12 protein-coding genes are annotated in these 15,901 nt (G+C 74.5%); 3 read left to right on the top strand and 9 right to left on the bottom strand.

Features of this window, described 5'->3' with window-relative positions; all coding sequences use genetic code 11:
* Positions 1-25: 25 nt before the first annotated feature.
* Positions 26-1,693 carry a helix-turn-helix domain-containing protein gene (locus AB0J10_RS25440; protein ID WP_363064768.1) on the top strand — a complete coding sequence of 556 codons (1,668 nt, stop codon included), beginning with the start codon at positions 26-28 and terminating at the stop codon, positions 1,691-1,693.
* Between the two features lie 115 nt (positions 1,694-1,808).
* Here the strand turns inward: AB0J10_RS25440 and sucD are convergent, their stop codons facing one another.
* From sucD to AB0J10_RS25400, 8 genes are all read right to left on the bottom strand, one after another.
* Complete coding sequence (sucD, locus tag AB0J10_RS25435; protein WP_363064767.1) at positions 1,809-2,693, bottom strand: succinate--CoA ligase subunit alpha; 885 nt, start codon at positions 2,691-2,693, stop codon at positions 1,809-1,811.
* A gap of 20 nt (positions 2,694-2,713) precedes the next feature.
* Positions 2,714-3,889 carry an ADP-forming succinate--CoA ligase subunit beta gene (gene sucC, locus AB0J10_RS25430; protein ID WP_363064766.1) on the bottom strand — a complete coding sequence of 392 codons (1,176 nt, stop codon included), beginning with the start codon at positions 3,887-3,889 and terminating at the stop codon, positions 2,714-2,716.
* A 467-nt stretch (positions 3,890-4,356) separates the two neighbouring features.
* Positions 4,357-5,319: a hypothetical protein gene (locus AB0J10_RS25425; RefSeq protein WP_363064765.1), complete on the bottom strand. Its 963-nt coding sequence runs from the start codon at positions 5,317-5,319 to the stop codon at positions 4,357-4,359.
* Positions 5,320-5,407: 88 nt separating this feature from the next.
* Positions 5,408-6,274 carry a hypothetical protein gene (locus AB0J10_RS25420; protein WP_363064764.1) on the bottom strand — a complete coding sequence of 289 codons (867 nt, stop codon included), beginning with the start codon at positions 6,272-6,274 and terminating at the stop codon, positions 5,408-5,410.
* A gap of 213 nt (positions 6,275-6,487) precedes the next feature.
* Positions 6,488-7,678 carry a VWA domain-containing protein gene (locus AB0J10_RS25415; RefSeq protein WP_363064763.1) on the bottom strand — a complete coding sequence of 397 codons (1,191 nt, stop codon included), beginning with the start codon at positions 7,676-7,678 and terminating at the stop codon, positions 6,488-6,490.
* Complete coding sequence (locus tag AB0J10_RS25410) at positions 7,675-9,981, bottom strand: DUF5682 family protein (RefSeq protein ID WP_363064787.1); 2,307 nt, start codon at positions 9,979-9,981, stop codon at positions 7,675-7,677. The genes AB0J10_RS25415 and AB0J10_RS25410 overlap by 4 nt, the downstream gene beginning before the upstream one ends.
* Positions 9,982-10,058: 77 nt before the next feature.
* Positions 10,059-11,171 carry an AAA family ATPase gene (locus tag AB0J10_RS25405; protein ID WP_363064762.1) on the bottom strand — a complete coding sequence of 371 codons (1,113 nt, stop codon included), beginning with the start codon at positions 11,169-11,171 and terminating at the stop codon, positions 10,059-10,061.
* 110 nt (positions 11,172-11,281) lie between these two features.
* Entirely contained in the window at positions 11,282-11,704 is a 423-nt protein-coding gene (locus tag AB0J10_RS25400) for an MmpS family transport accessory protein (protein WP_363064761.1), read from the bottom strand.
* A gap of 130 nt (positions 11,705-11,834) precedes the next feature.
* On the opposite strand from AB0J10_RS25400, the gene AB0J10_RS25395 reads away from it, so the two are divergent.
* Together AB0J10_RS25395 and AB0J10_RS25390 are read left to right on the top strand one after the other, a co-directional pair.
* Positions 11,835-13,181, top strand: coding sequence for an SWIM zinc finger family protein (locus tag AB0J10_RS25395; protein WP_363064760.1), 1,347 nt, complete (start codon positions 11,835-11,837; stop codon positions 13,179-13,181).
* A 19-nt stretch (positions 13,182-13,200) separates the two neighbouring features.
* Positions 13,201-14,805 carry a DUF5691 domain-containing protein gene (locus AB0J10_RS25390; protein WP_363064759.1) on the top strand — a complete coding sequence of 535 codons (1,605 nt, stop codon included), beginning with the start codon at positions 13,201-13,203 and terminating at the stop codon, positions 14,803-14,805.
* A gap of 320 nt (positions 14,806-15,125) precedes the next feature.
* On the opposite strand, the gene AB0J10_RS25385 is transcribed toward AB0J10_RS25390, so the two are convergent.
* Positions 15,126-15,533 carry a cobalamin B12-binding domain-containing protein gene (locus AB0J10_RS25385; protein ID WP_363064786.1) on the bottom strand — a complete coding sequence of 136 codons (408 nt, stop codon included), beginning with the start codon at positions 15,531-15,533 and terminating at the stop codon, positions 15,126-15,128.
* Positions 15,534-15,901 lie beyond the last annotated feature (368 nt).

Below are 15,901 nucleotides of genomic sequence, written 5' to 3'. Positions count from 1 at the left end.
AGTACGCCCTCCCGGAGAGGTCTTCATGACGAAGAGCACCGCGGACAGCACCGAAGCGGCCGCACCTCCGTTGCCCTCGCCCAAGGAACGCCGCAGGCTGCGCGAGGGCAAAGCGCTGACCGAGGAACAGCTCGCGGAGGCCCTGGGTGTCACCAGAGCGACGATCAGGTCCTGGGAGACGGGCCGCAGCGACCCTCGCGGGCGCAAGCGCGAGGCGTACGCGAAGCTGCTCGGCACCTACGAGGGCGAACTCTCGGCCCGGGACTCCGCGCCCGGGGACGAGGAAGGCGCCCGAACTGCCGACGAGGCGGCTCGGACGGACGAGCAGCGGACCGGCGGCCCGTCGTCCGCACCGGATCGCCTATCCGCTGAAGGCCGGCCCACCGGACGGACGGAACCGTCCGGGAGCGCCCCTGCCGGACCGGGCACCCGCGGCACCGCATCCGGGAACGCCACCGCCGCAGGCCCGGCACCCGACACCTCCGGCGATCCCACCCCCACGCGCCCCACCACCCGCACCTCCGGCGATCCCACCGCCGCAGGTCCGGCACCCCACACCTCCAACGGCGCCACCGCAGGCCCGGCACCCCGCACCTCCGGCGATCCCACCCCCACGAGGCAGGCCGGGGGCCCCGCCGCCGGGTCCCGGAAGGCGCCCGCCGTCCGGCCCGGGGATGCCGCACCACCCCCTCCCCTCGAGCCCCCGCGCCCCTACCCCGCGACGACCCCGGCCCGGGCCCCGGGCGAGCCCGTTGAGGCCCAGGCGGCGGACCGGCACGCGGCCTCCGCGGGACCGGCAGGCGTGAGGGAGGCCGCCGCCGGCGAACCTCCCGCAGAGCCCTCCGAGCGACCGCCCGCCCAGGGCGGGGCCGCGCTCACCGCGGAGCAGGCGTTCGACGAGTTGTACGCCCGCGCCGCCCCCGGTCTCGTCCGCCAGGCGCTGCTGCTCACCGGCCGGCAGTCCCTCTCGCAGGAGGCCGTCGAGCGTGCCTTCCACCTGGCGTGGCAGCGCTGGCCCGAGGTCGCCGTGGACCGGGACCCCGCGGGCTGGGTGCGGGCGGCGGCGTACGAGTACGCCATGTCGCCCTGGCACCGCCTGCGCCGCGCCCACCGCCGCCACGACCCGGTCGCGTCGGCCCGCCCCGCCTCGGCCGCGTACCCCGGCGGGCGCACGCTCCGCGAGGCACTGCTCGGGCTGCCGCCGTCGTACCGCCGCACTCTGCTCCTGTACGACGGTCTGGGCCTCGACCTCCCCGAGACGGCCGCCGAGACCGAGGCGAGCACACCCGCCGCCGCGAACCGGCTGCTGCACGCCCGCGCGGCCGTCGCCGAGCAGATCCCCGAGCTGGCCGAACCCGACGCGCTCCAGCACGAGCTGGGCGATCTGGTGGCGAACCTCGCCACGCCCCGGATCGCCTCGGCCCGCGACGTGCGCGCCGGCAGCGAACGCCGTGCCGAACTCTGGACGCGCGCAGCGATCGGACTGACCGTCCTGATCCTCGGCGCCGCCGCCGTGACCATGGCCGTCACCGAGGACCACTACGAACCGCCGCAGGCACCCGCGGAGCGGGTCGGCGGGGTGCCTCCGCGGAGCGGTCCGGAGCCGTGGTCGAAAGAGGACCACCGCCTCCGCGTCCGGCTCCACTCCCATCACGGCGCCGGGCCGGCACGCCTCGTCCCCCTGGCCCGCTGATCCGCGCGGCGCGCACGTGCCCCGGAACGGCGACTGGGCCCGCACCCCGGAGTTCCGGGGTGCGGGCCCAGTCGCATGCCCACCCGCAGCGACGGCCGTCATGGCCGCGTCGGGGTCAGCCGAGAAGGATCTCCCGCGCCAGCTCGGCGGTCTCGGTCGGCGTCTTGCCGACCTTCACGCCCGCGGCCTCCAGGGCCTCCTTCTTGGCCTGTGCGGTGCCGGAGGAGCCGGAGACGATCGCGCCGGCGTGGCCCATGGTCTTGCCCTCGGGCGCGGTGAAGCCGGCGACGTAACCGACCACCGGCTTGGTGACGTTGGCCTTGATGAAGTCGGCCGCACGCTCCTCGGCGTCGCCGCCGATCTCGCCGATCATCACGATCAGGTCGGTGTCCGGGTCCGCCTCGAAGGCGGCCAGGGCGTCGATGTGGGTGGTGCCGATGATCGGGTCACCGCCGATGCCGACGCAGGAGCTGAAGCCGATGTCACGCAGCTCGTACATCATCTGGTAGGTCAGCGTGCCGGACTTGGACACGAGACCGATGCGACCGGGCTTGGTGATGTCGGCCGGGATGATGCCGGCGTTCGACTGGCCGGGGGTGATCAGACCCGGGCAGTTCGGGCCGATGATCCGGGTCTTGTTGCCCTTGGCACCGGCGTACGCCCAGAACTGCGCGGTGTCGTGGACCGCGACGCCCTCGGTGATCACGACGGCCAGGCCGATCTCGGCGTCGATCGCCTCGATGACCGCGTCCTTGGTGAACTTCTCCGGGACGAAGATGACGGTGACGTCCGCGCCGGTCTTCTCGATGGCCTCCTTGACCGATCCGAAGACCGGGATCTCGGAGCCGTCGAAGTCGACGGTCGTGCCCGCCTTGCGCGGGTTCACGCCACCGACGACGTTGGTGCCGGAGGCCAGCATGCGCCTGGTGTGCTTCTGGCCCTCGGAGCCGGTCATGCCCTGGACGATGACCTTGGATTCCTTGGTGAGGAAGATAGCCATGGTGTGGTGTCCCTCGTCCCTTACTTCGCAGCCAGCTCGGCGGCCTTGTCGGCCGCACCGTCCATGGTGTCCACCCGCTCGACGAGCGGGTGGTTGCGGTCCGCGAGGATCTGGCGACCCAGCTCCGCGTTGTTGCCGTCGAGGCGCACGACCAGCGGCTTCGTCACGGCCTCGCCCTTGGCCTCGAGGAGCTCCAGGGCCTGCACGATGCCGTTGGCGACCGCGTCGCACGCGGTGATACCGCCGAAGACGTTGACGAAGACGGACTTGACGTCCGGGTCGCCGAGGATGATCTCCAGGCCGTTCGCCATGACCTCGGCGGAGGCGCCGCCGCCGATGTCGAGGAAGTTGGCGGGCTTGACGCCATTGTGCTTCTCGCCGGCGTACGCCACGACGTCGAGGGTCGACATGACCAGACCCGCGCCGTTGCCGATGATGCCGACCTCGCCGTCGAGCTTGACGTAGTTGAGGCCCTTGGCCTTGGCGGCGGCCTCGAGCGGGTTGGCCGACGCCTTGTCCTCGAGCGCCTCGTGCTCCGGCTGGCGGAACTCGGCGTTGGCGTCCAGCGACACCTTGCCGTCCAGGGCGATGACACGGCCGTCGGCGACCTTGGCGAGCGGGTTCACCTCGACGAGGAGGGCGTCCTCCGCGACGAAGGTCTTCCACAGGGTCACCAGGATCTCGGCGATCTGCTCGGCCACCTCGGCCGGGAACTGCGCGGCCTCGACGATCTCGCGGGCCTTCTCGGCGGTGACGCCGTCGTTGGCGTCGACCGGGATCTTGGCGAGCTTCTCGGGGGTCGTCGCGGCGACCTCCTCGATGTCCATGCCGCCCGCGACCGAGGCCATGGCCAGGAAGGTGCGGTTGGTGCGGTCGAGGAGGTAGGAGACGTAGTACTCCTCGGCGATCTCGGGAGCCGTCTCGGCGATCATCACCTTGTGGACCGTGTGGCCCTTGATGTCCATGCCGAGGATGTCCGTCGCACGGGCGACGGCCTCGTCCGGCGTGGCGGCCAGCTTGACGCCGCCGGCCTTGCCGCGGCCGCCGACCTTCACCTGCGCCTTGACGACCGAACGGCCGCCCAGTCGCTCGGTGGCCTCGCGCGCCGCCTCAGGCGTGTCGATGACTTCACCGGCCAGCACCGGTACACCGTGCTTGGCGAAGAGGTCCCTCGCCTGGTACTCGAACAGGTCCACGCGCGTCCGTCCCTTTGCTTCTAATCGTCGCAGTAGTGATCCGCGGTTCGTTGTCTGCGTGGGCGTGCCGCGAAGGGCAACGTGACTGCGCAGTCACTAGGGAGGCGTACACGGTGTCCGGGCACGCGGCATGTCCGCCTCGCAGGTTATCCCCGTGGGCCGTGGGTCCCTAAATCGCAGATCACAACCGGGCGGTGATACCGGTCACAGATCGCGCGCGCTGCGGAACCCCCGGTTACGGGACGGCCACGCGTCGGGCACGGTACGGCACCGAGCGCTCACGCTCCCCCGGGAGCGCACGGACACGGCGCTCACGGATGCCCACCGGCACGGCGGGCGGGACCCGTCCCGCGCGCCCCGCCGGCCACCCCGCGCCCGCCCCGGACACGGGGGCGGGCGGCCCCCACCCCAATGGGGACCGCCCGCCGAAACACGTGACCCGCCGGTCACCGATGTGCGTTCGCCGCTCAGAAGCCCTGGGTCGCGTAGCGACCGAGGGAGTCGGCGTAGCCCGGCGTGATCGTGTCCGCCGCGGCCTGCGCGCCTGCGACGGCGTTGCCGGCGACCGGGGAGGAGGCGACCGTGCCGTACACGTCGTCCGTGAACGGCCGGACATCGGACACCACGCCGCCGGCGAACGGGGCCACGTCGCCCACCACACCGTGGGCGAGGTTGCCGGTGCTGCCGCCGACCCCGTGGGCGACCGGCTGCACGTGGTCCACGACGGTCTCGACGAGCGGCTGAACGGATCCGACGACGCCCCCGGCGAAGGGCTGGACCTCGCCGGCCAGGTCGCCCGCAACGGGCTGGACCCCGGAGACCACACCGGCGGCGAAGGGTGCGACGTCGCCGACGACGCCCGTGGCCAGGCCGCCGGCGTCTTCGCCCGCCTGACCGGCCACCGGGAGCACACCGTCCACCGCGCGGCCGGCGATGGGGGGCAGGACGTCCTGCGCCGCCTGCTCGGCGACGGGAGTGGCGTGGGCGACCGCGCCCCGGGCGTGGCCCTGGACGGTTTCCGGGGCGCGGTCCACCAGTTCCGGCGCGAAGGAGGACAGCGGGCCGAAGAGGTAGTCGATCTCGGCGCCGGCGTCGGCCACCTCACCCTCGGCGTACTGACGTGCCTGGTCCGCGGTGGTGAGGACCGGGGTCTGGGCGGCCTCCCGCACGGCGCCCTCCGCCTGTCCGGCGGTGGCGGCGGCGGTGCCGGCGGTGCTGGCCGCTGCCTCCCTCACCTCGCCTGTGGCGGCGGCGACGGCCGGTGCCTGGGTGACCTCGGCGGTCGTGTCCTCGACGGAGTCGGCGGCCTTGTCGGTGGTGGAGAGGGAGAACGAGGGGAGTTCGTCGGCCGCCGCGGCGGCGGTGCCGACGGCCCACATGCCCGCGGCGCCGGCGGCGACGGCTATGGAGCGGCGGATGTTCTTGTTCATGATCGGGAGAGTCCTTCGAATTCCGAGGGATAGGGCAGACCTGCTCCGCCCCCGCGCGGCAGGTCTCGGGCAGGGGGAAGGGCCTGCCCTATCCGGGGAATTCGGGAATCTCGCGCCGTCGGTCGGGCACGCCGGAAGCGGCCTCGGGCTGCCCGGAACCGGGCAGGAGCGCGGACGCCGGTGCCTCCTGGAACCAGGCCGCGGGCTGGTCACCGGGGCGGGGCGTATGGCTGTCGCCGGCGGTCTGCAGCACGGCGGCGCCGTGCGGCGTGGCCGGGGAACGGCCCGGGTACCGCGGGAAGGGGACGTCGCCGGGGCCGTCGGCCAGGACCGGCGAGCGGTCGTCGAGAATGGCTTGGGCGAGTGCACGGACGTCGTGGAACGGCCCGAACTGCTGGACGCCCACGGGGCCCGAGCGGCGCGCGGCGGCGGTCGACCGTTCGCTTCCGGGCGCGTCCGCGAGGGCGACGCCGTGCCGGGGCCCGGTCCGGGGGCCGTACTGGGCACCGCCACCGGGCAGATCGAGTCCGGGGACGGGCCGGGAGCCATCGCCGGGCCACTCGGGCGCCGGGGCGGGCAGCGGCCGTGCGGCGGCGCCCACCACGGCCTCGCCGACCACGTCGGCGACGGGCTCCGTCGCCTCGGTGACCACATCGTCGACGGTCTCCGCGACGGGACGGAGGACGGGCCGGACGGCCTGCTCCACCACGGGCTCGACGGCCGGCCGCACCACGTCGCGCGCGGTGCGCTCGGTGCCCTCGGCGACCGGACGCAGCGCCCCGTTCACCGCTTCCCCGGCGACGGACCGGGTGTCGTCGTGCAGTTGGCTTACCGGGCCGGCCGGCGACGCCCCCGCGGGCACTCCGGGCCGTTCCGCCGCGTGGGCCCGGCCGCCGAGGACCAATCCCAGCACCACGAGCCCGCCGAGGAGGAGCAACACCTTGGCGGCGCGCACCGCGTACCGCCCGGCCGCGCGGCGCGCAGGGCGCCCGGCGGCAGGGGTCTCGGCAGCGGTGACAGTCGAAATGGGGCGAGCCCTCCCAGTCGCGGAACATGCCCCTCCGGGGGCAACGACGACGATGCTCGCACGAGTCTCCCAGGGTTACGCAAGTCCCTTGTTACCGATGAGTCGCCTTGTCCGGTATGCACGGTGACCTGGGGTCCGCTCTCATATGTCGGCCGGCACCGGGAGCGGCCGCTTCTCGATCGCGGCAGCCATGACCTCGGGGAAGAGGTCGGGCGTGCACGCGAACGCCGGGGCGCCCAGGGCCGCCAGAGCCGCCGCGTGGTCATGGTCGTACGCGGGCGCTCCCTCGTCGGAGAGCGCGAGCAGGGCGACGAACTGCACCCCCGACGCCTTCATCGACGCCACCCGCTTCAGCATCCCGTCGCGGACACCGCCCTCGTAGAGATCGCTGATCAGCACGACGACTGTGTCGGTCGGCCGGGTGATCCGCGACTGGCAGTACGCGAGCGCGCGGTTGATGTCCGTACCGCCGCCGAGCCGGGTGCCGAACAGGACGTCCACCGGGTCGTCCAGTTGGTCCGTCAGGTCGACCACCGAGGTGTCGAAGACGACGAGCCGGGTCGCGATCGACCGCATGGAGGCCAGCACCGCGCCGAACACCGCGGCGTGGACGACGGACGCCGCCATCGACCCGGACTGGTCGACGCACAGGACGACGTCCTTCCCGACCGACCTCGACGCACGGCCGTGGCCGATGAGGCGCTCGGGCACCACCGTGCCGTGCTCGGGAAGATAGTTCGCGAGGTTCGCCCGGATCGTGCGGTCCCAGTCGATGTCCCGGTGCCGCGGCCGGCTGATGCGCGCGCTGCGGTCGAGCGCGCCCGTGAGGGTCGCGCGGGTGCGCGTCGCCAGCCGCTTCTCCAGGTCCTCGACCACCTTCCGGACGACCGCGCGGGCGGTCTCCTTCGTCGTCTCCGGAATCGCCTTGTCGAGCGACAGGAGCGTGCCGACGAGATGGACGTCCGCCTCGACGGCCTCCAGCATCTCCGGCTCCAGCAGCAGCGTGGACAGTCCGAGCCGGTCGATGGCGTCCCGCTGCATGACCTGGACCACGGAGTTCGGGAAGTACGTACGGATGTCTCCGAGCCAGCGTGCGACGGAGGGGGCGGAGCCCTCCAGCCCGGCCGAACGCCTGCCGGCGCGCCTCTCCTTGCCCTCGCCGGGTCCGTAGAGCGAGGACAGCGCGCCGTCCACGGCTGCGTCCGTGCCCGTCAGGGCGCGGCCCGTGCCGTCCGCCGGTCCCCCGCCGAGCACCAGCCGCCAGCGCCGCAGCCTCTCGTCGGACGCCCTCCCCGCCGGCATGGACCCCGCCGTCGCGTCCGTCGCACTCATGCCCGCTCCCCCTCCAGAATCAGTCGCAGAACGGGCAGCACCGCGTCGGCGCGCCGTTCGTCGGCACCGGCCCCGAACCCCGTCACCCCGGTGTCCGCGCGCACCGGCCCGCCGGCGGTCCGCCCCTGCCGCGCCAACTCGCCGAGGGTGCGGCGCACACCCGGTTCGAACGCCGAGAACGTGCGGCGCAGCAGCGGGAGAACGGCCGTGAAGGCGTCGGCCGGGACCGACGTCAGCCAGGCGTCGACCAGCCCGAGGAGACGCTCGTCGTGGACGAGGAGCACCCCGCCCCCCGACGCACCGCCGACGAAGCCCTCGATCCAGGCCGCGGCCTCGGCGGGCGCGGTACCGCGCGACAGGGCGAGCCCCATCAGCCGTGCCGCCTCCCCTTGGGCGAGGCGGCCGTCGTCCAGCAGCAGCCGGGCCGCACGCCCCCGTATCAGCCCGGGCACGGCGTCCCGCAGGACGAGCCCGCCCAGCACATCCGCCCAGCGGCCGCCCAGCTCCCCGGACCGCGGAAGCAGTCCGATCGCGGAGTGCACGCCGTCGAGGCGGGCGCGCATCCCGGCCGCGGCGTCGGCGTCGAGTCCGGCGCACGCGGGCGGGAGCACGGCGCAGATGCGTTCGGCGAGCCCGGCCGCCACCTCGCCGAGGGAGGCGGTGTCCGTCGCGCGCACGTCCCCGTAGCGCAGCGAGCGGGCGAGCGCCGGCAGGGCGTCCGCGAGACGGCCCGCGTCCGCGTCGAGCGCGGCCCGGTCCGCGAGCGCCCTCATCACCACGGGCAGCGCGTCGGGGAGTTCGGCGAGCAGACAGCGCTCGGCGAGGGAGGTGACCTCGGTCAGTGCCGTCACCGAGACAGCCTCGGACTCCGCCTTGGCGGTGGCCGCGGAGAGCACCGTGGTGCCCCAGACGCCCGCCTCCGCGACCCTGACGTACAGCTCGGGTTCCCAACGCAGCAGCCAGGTCTCACGGAAGGTGCCGGTCGAACCGCGGCCCGCCGCCGGGCGGCCCCAGCCCACGCCGAGGAGCCGCAGCCGGTGCAGCAGCCGGCTGCGCGCCGCGTCGTTGTCCTTTCGGAGATCGAGCTCCAGCTCCCGCTCGGCCGGTTCCGGTCCGAGCCGCAGAGCGCGCTGGAGGCGCGCCAGATCGCGCTGCAACGGCACCGCGGGCGCGGTGTCCGGGACCTCGCCGAGGACGTCGCCGACGACCAGCCTGTCCCGGACCAGGGCGAGGGGCACGTCCGAGCCGTCGCACATCACGGCCCGGACCGCGTCGGTCGTCTCCCCCAGTCCCGCCAGCGGACGGTCGCGCACGGCCGCGAGCGTCCCGGCGAGCCGGACCGCCTCGATGACGTGGGCGGAGGACACCGTCCGGCCCTCCTCCCTGAGCAGCCCTGCCACCTTGGTCATCCAGCGCTCGACGGGCCGGTCCGGGGCGCCGAAGAGATGGGCGTACCAGCCGGGCGATTCGACGCCCGCGCCGTACCCTCCCCCGGAACCTCGCCCCGCGGGTCCTCCCAGGCGGGTGAGCCTGCGGTGGCTCCAGGGCACCCAGGTCGTCTCGGTCCTGACCTTCGGCAGGCCCTTCAGGAGGGCGCGGTCCGCGGTGGCGGTGGACCGGGCCGTCAGCGCCGGCACGTGCCAGGCACCGCAGACGACGGCCACCTCGTCCCCGAACTCCCTGCGCGCCGCCCGCAACCGGATCCGCATATGGGCCTCCCGGACGAGGTCGCGGGGGTGACCGCCGTGCCCGTACCGCTCGCGGAGGGCGGCCATGGCCTCGCCGATGGCGGCGAACGGCGCGAGAAAGCCGTCCGCCGGACCCGCGCGGCCCCTCGGGTCCGGCCCACCGCGGTGCTCGACGACGTCCTCCCACCAGCGCTCCGGGTCGTCGTACCCGGCGGCCTCGGCGAGCGCGCCGATCGGGTCGACGCGGAGCGTGGGCTCCTCGCCGCCCACGACGTCCTCCTCGTCGCCCCACGAAGGGTCGGCGGCCGCCGCGAGGGAGTGCGCCGCGGGCAGGTCGATGAACCGCACGGTCGCGTCGTGCGCCAGTGCCCAGCGGATCGCCACCCACTCCGGGGAGAACTCGGCGAACGGCCAGAACGCTGCGCGTCCCGGATCGTCCACGGCGTGGGCGAGGAGGGCCACGGGCGGCACCATGGCCTCGTCGGCCGCGAGCGGCAGCAACGCGTCTCCCTCCGGGGGGCCTTCGATCAGCACGGCTCGCGGCTCCGCCGCGTCCAGCGCGGCCAGCACCGCCCCGGCGGACCCCGGGCCGTGGTGCCGCACGCCGAGCACCATCGGCCCCGCGCAGGGCCACACCCGGTCCGGGGGTCGGGAGTCCGCGGCCGCCCGGGGCGGGTGCGCCGTGGGCGCCGTCATGCGCTCACCTCGCGGCAGGCGCGGTAGAAGTCCTTCCAGCCGTCCCGCTCGCGGACGACCGTCTCCAGGTACTCCTGCCAGACCATCCCGTCCGCGGCCGGGTCCCGGACGACGGCCCCCAGTATCCCGGCGGCCACGTCGCCGGGCCGCAGCACTCCGTCGCCGAAGTGTGCGGCGAGTGCCAGCCCGCCGGTGACGACGGAGATCGCCTCCGCGGTGGAGAGCGTCCCCGAGGGGGACTTGAGCCTGGTGCGCCCGTCCGACGTGACGCCGTCCCGCAGTTCGCGGAAGACCGTGACGACCCGGCGGATCTCGTCGATGCCCTCGGGCGCCGCCGGCAGGTCCAGCGAACGTCCCATCTGGTCCACGCGCCGGGACACGATGTCGACCTCCGCCTCGGCGGTCGCGGGCAGCGGCAGGACCACGGTGTTGAACCGGCGGCGCAGCGCACTGGACAGGTCGTTGACGCCGCGGTCGCGGTCGTTGGCGGTGGCGATGAGGTTGAACCCGCGGACCGCCTGCACCTCCTCCCCCAGTTCCGGGATCGGGAGCGTCTTCTCCGACAGGATCGTGATGAGCGTGTCCTGCACGTCCGCCGGGATGCGGGTGAGCTCCTCGACCCGCGCGGTCATGCCGTCGGCCATGGCCCGCATCACCGGGCTGGGCACGAGGGCGTCGCGGCTCGGCCCGTGGGCGAGCAGCCGGGCGTAGTTCCACCCGTACCGGACCGCCTCCTCCGGGGTGCCGGCCGTGCCCTGCACCAGCAGCGTGGAGTCCCCGCTGACCGCCGCGGCCAGGTGCTCGGACACCCAGGTCTTGGCCGTGCCGGGCACACCGAGGAGGAGCAGCGCCCGGTCGGTGGCGAGCGTCGTGACGGCGACCTCGACGATCCGGCGCGGGCCCACGTACTTCGGGGTGATCACCGTGCCGTCGGACAGCGTGCCGCCGAGCAGATAGGTGGCCACGGCCCACGGCGAGAGCCGCCAGCGGGCCGGGCGCGGCCGGTCGTCCGCCCCGGCCAGTGCCGCGAGCTCGCCGGCGAACGCGGCCTCGGCGTGCGGGCGCAGGGCCGAGGCACCGGACTCCGCGGTGGGTTCGGGCACGGTCATGGGTCCCCCTCCAGATCGTTCGACCGGGTGTGGGACCCACCGTGCACCATCCCACTGACAACGGCCCGCCGCCACCGGCGGAGGCCGAAGTCAGCGGGCCGCGAGCGGGGTCACCGGGCGATCGGCGAGACCGCGACGCAGCCGCCGGCGGTCGCGATCCCCTCGCCCTTCGACTCCTTGATGACCTCGCCCTTGTACGTGATGGAGCAGGTGACCTCGGCGCCCGCGGCGTCCACCGCGACCGGCATGACGGCGGGCGGCGTGATGCCCCTCAGCGTCACGGTCTTCTTCCACGGGAGTTCGGGCTTCTGCACGGTCTCGATCTCGGGCTCCATCGCCGTGCCGCCGTCGGCGTGGTAGTCGATCGAGTCGACGCCCTCACCCGTGACCTCGTAGGTGACCTGGTACGTCTCGCCCACCGCCTGGTCGACCCGGTCGACGGCCTCGTCCGCGGCCTCGGAACAGGCGGTGAGGCCGACGGCGAGGCCGGCTGCGGCGAGTGCGCACACGGCTGTACGGACGCTTCTGTTCATGCGGATCCCCCTGGATCGTCGGTTGGCGACCCGCAGCGAATCGCAAAGAGGAAGCAGGGTCAAGTCGTGACCGCCGCTGTGAACCACCAGGTCAGGGTGATTGTCAGTGCCGCCCCCTAGCGTCGTCCCCATGAATCAGCAGGGGGTGCGCTGGACGGTGGAACAGGTGCTGGCCCTGGCTCCTGACGCCACCTCACGCAGGGCGGGCGGCGAACTCGGCGCGACCGCGCCGTGGTCCGGTACGGGCAGCAGCGGCACCGGTGCCGTCTGGGGTCTGTGCAAGGGCAGTGGCAGCAGGCCGTACCGGACGGTGGTGGACACGACCGGCCCGGCGTACAAGTGCAGTTGCCCGAGCCGGAAGTTCCCGTGCAAGCACGCGCTGGGGCTGTTGCTGCTCTGGGCGGGCGACGCGGAGGCCGTCCGCGACGTCGACGTGCCCGGCTGGGCCGGTGAGTGGCTCGCGGACCGCAGCAGGCGGGCGGCGGAGCAGGGGCGCGGAGCCGCGGAGGACCGGCCCGCGAGGGCAGCCGACCCGGAGGCCGCCAGACGCAGGGCTGAGCGCAGGGCCGCCCGCATCACCGCCGGCGCGACGGAGCTGGAGCAACGGCTCGCGGACCTGCTGCGCGGCGGACTGGCCTCCGCGGAGCGGCCCGGCTACGGACTCTGGGAGGAGACCGCCGCACGCATGGTCGACGCCCAGGCCCCCGGACTGGCCGCACGGGTCAGGGAGTTGGGTGCCGTACCCGGTTCCGGTCAGGGGTGGCCGGTGCGGTTGCTGGAGGAGGCCGCGCTGGTGCACCTCCTCGACCGCGCGTGGCTCGGGATCGACCGGCTTCCGGAACCACTCGCCGCCACCGTGCGCGCCCGGGTCGGCCTGACCGCGCCCGCCGAGGGCCCGGTGGTCCGGGACGACTGGATGGTCCTCGCGCAGTACGACTCCGCGGACGCCAGACTGACCACCCGCCGGATCTGGCTGCACGGGCGGGAGACGGGCCGCACGGCCCTGCTTCTCTCCTTCGGCGCGGCCGGACGGGCACCGCAGCTCGCCCTGCCCCCGGGGTTCGTGGTCGACGCCGAGATCGTGCCGCACCAGGGCGCGGGACAGCTGCGGGCCGAACTGCGCGAGCGGTTCGGCGGCACGGTGCCCATCGAGGCACCACCACCGGGCGGCTCGGTGGCGGACGCGACCGCCGCGTACGGGCAGGCGCTGCGCGACGATCCCTGGCTGGACTCGTGGCCGGTCACTCTGCGGGGGGTCGTACCCGTGCCCTCGGAGGACGGCTGGCAACTGGCCGACGCCGGAGGGCCGCAGGCGCTGCCGGTCATACCGGCAGCACGGTCCCGGCCCGGGCTGTGGAGGCTCGTCGCGCTCTCCGGCGGCGGGCCGGTCACGGTCTTCGGCGAGTGCGGCCACCGCGGCTTCGCGCCGCTGGCTGCCTGGTCCGGCGACAGCCCCGAGACGGTCACGCTCACCTGAAACGCCCCGGGAGGCAACGATGTCCAGCATCCGCACGAACGCCTGGGACGAGCTCGTCACCTCCGCGCTGCTCGGCACCGACCGGCGCACCCCGCCGGCAGACGTCCTGGCGCCCGGCCGCGAGGCGCCCGTCGCACTGCTCGACGCCGCCGCGGTGCACACGGTGCGACGGCGAGCCGGGCTGCGGCCCGCGGCGGCCCGGCCCCGGCCGGAGCCCGCGCCGCCGGACGACCGGCGGGAGTTGCCCGAGCCGGCCCACCGGCGGCTGGCCGCACTGCTCGCGGACCGAGCCGCCCCCGCGGGCTCCGGAGGCCGGCGGGGAGCCGCGCCGGATCTGACGGAACTCCTGCCGCAGTGGCTGGCCGCCGCCAACGACCGCGGCTACCGCGCCCCGGCGTCCCTACTGCCCGCGCTGCTGGACGCCGCCCGCGCCCGCACCGATCTGCGCACCTCCGCGCTGCGCTTCGCAGGGCCGCGCGGCATCTGGCTCGCCGGCCTCAACCCCGAGTGGAGGTTCGCCCTCCGCGGCACGGCGGCCGGCCCGGCCCTGCCCGCGCCCGGGGACGGCCAGGCCGTCCGCCGGCTGTGGGAGGAGGGCCTGTTCGCGGAACGGGTCTCGCTGCTCGGGTCGCTGCGCGCCCACGACCCGGCGGCCGCGGTGGCGCTGCTGGCGGAGACCTGGGCGACCGAGCGCGCGGAGGACCGGCTGCTGTTCCTGGATTCGCTGCGCACCGAACTGTCCGACGCGGACGAGCCCTTCCTGGACCAGGCCCTGTCCGACCGCAGCCGCAACGTCCGGGCGACGGCGGCCGAGCTGCTGTCCGCGCTGCCGGGTTCCGCGCTCGCGGGGCGGATGGCGGCGCGAGCGGCCTGCTGCGTCTCCCTGGACCGCACGGCGGCCGTCGCGACGATCGCCGTCGAGGCCCCGCACGAGTGCGACGCCGGGATGGAGCATGACGGAGTCGTCCCGACCGCTCCCTCCGGACGTGGCGAACGGTCCTGGTGGCTCGGGCAGCTGGTGGAGGCGACCCCGCTCGCCACCTGGCCGGAGCGGCTGGGCGGGCGGACGCCGAAGGAGATCGTCGCGCTGCCGGTCGCCGACGGCTGGGGCGACGAACTGCACGCCGCCTGGTGCCGGGCCGCTGTGCGGCAGCACGACGCGCTGTGGGCCCGGGCACTGCTGGGGGCGCCCTCCCAGCCGCCCGCGACCGGCCCCGGGACGTCCTCGCTCGGCGAGCGTGCCAAGCTTCTCGCGACGCTCCGGGCGGAGGAGCGAGCCGGGTGGGTCGCCGGGTTCATCTCCGCGCACGGACTGTCCGAGGCCTTCCAGTTGCTCGGCGTCTGCGCGGTGCCGTGGGCGGAGCCGCTCGGCCGCGCCGTCGTCGACGCGCTGGACATCGCACGGGACGCGGGGAACTACCCGTGGAGCTTCAGCGGAGTCATGGGCCTCGCCGAGCGCTGCCTCGATCCCGTCGAGGCGCGCCGGCTGGAACTCCTCACGGCCGTCCCGGACGAGCCCGAAGGGGCGTCACCGGGGGCGGGCAGCTACTGGTCCGAAGCCTTCCGGCGACTGGTCGCGACGCTCAGGCTCCGCGCGGAGATGCACACCGAGCTCTCGGCGTAGCCCCGCGGATCGCCGCGGGCACGGTGGCGCATCGCTTGCGGCGGCCGGGCGTCGTACCTCCCGGACCGCTGCTTCGCGCGCCGCGTTCCACGAGCGGTGCCCGGGCGCTTCGTTGCGCGCGGCGGCCGGGCGCCTCGCTTCCCTCCGGGCCCCTCCGTCGGTCGAGGACCCGGCCCCGCGCCGAAGCGCTCCGGCGCGGCCGCCGGCACCGAAGGGCAACGGCACGGCCATGTCGCCGCCCCAGGTGCGACGCAACGGCCGCCGCGCCCAAGGGCGGAGGAGGAGCGGCTCCCGCGGTGCCGCCGTCCCGCCGTGCGGGCCTACACCGCCTGGCGGACGTTCGCGTTGACCCAGTCGACGATCGACGCCGTCGTCGCTCCCGGGGTGAAGATCTCCGCGACGCCCTTCTCCTTCAGCGGAGGAATGTCCGCCTCGGGAATGATCCCGCCGCCGAAGACCTTGATGTCCTCCGCGTCCCGCTCCTTGAGCAGTTCGAGCACCTTCACGAAGAGCGTGTTGTGCGCGCCGGAGAGGATGGAGAGGCCGATCGCGTCGGCGTCCTCCTGGATCGCGGTGTCGACGATCTGCTCGGGGGTCTGGTGCAGCCCGGTGTAGATGACCTCCATACCGGCGTCCCGCAGGGCTCGTGCGATCACCTTCGCGCCGCGATCGTGGCCGTCGAGACCCGGCTTGGCCACCACCACGCGGATCGGACCGGTCACACCCATCACTGCCTCCACATACCGACTGTGCCGCCATGGGCACTGTGCCCTCATTGGCACCCAGCCGCGCCGATCGACGCGCTGTGTGCCGTCGTGGCACGGATCCCGTGCCGCGCCCCGTGCCGAAGCGGGCCCGGGAGGTGAACGAACGTTATCCACAGATCTACAGCATCCCGCAAGCCGCCGTTTCGCGGTGGACGGCGAGGGGGAAATCACACTTGGGACATATTCGCTACGCGCCGTACCCGCCGGAGGGCCTCGGGCCGCAGCCGGGACGCCGCGAGGGAGCCGCTGTTCGGTCGCCGTGTTCACCGTGCCGCCAGCCGTGCGGCCCGGCGGTCGGCGCCGTGGGCAGCCCCATGAGGGCACACGGG

It is taken from the genome of Streptomyces sp. NPDC049887, from assembly GCF_040656535.1.
Taxonomy (GTDB): domain Bacteria; phylum Actinomycetota; class Actinomycetes; order Streptomycetales; family Streptomycetaceae; genus Streptomyces.
Note: the sequence above shows the minus strand (reverse complement) of the source record. Positions and strands in the feature narration are given on the sequence as shown.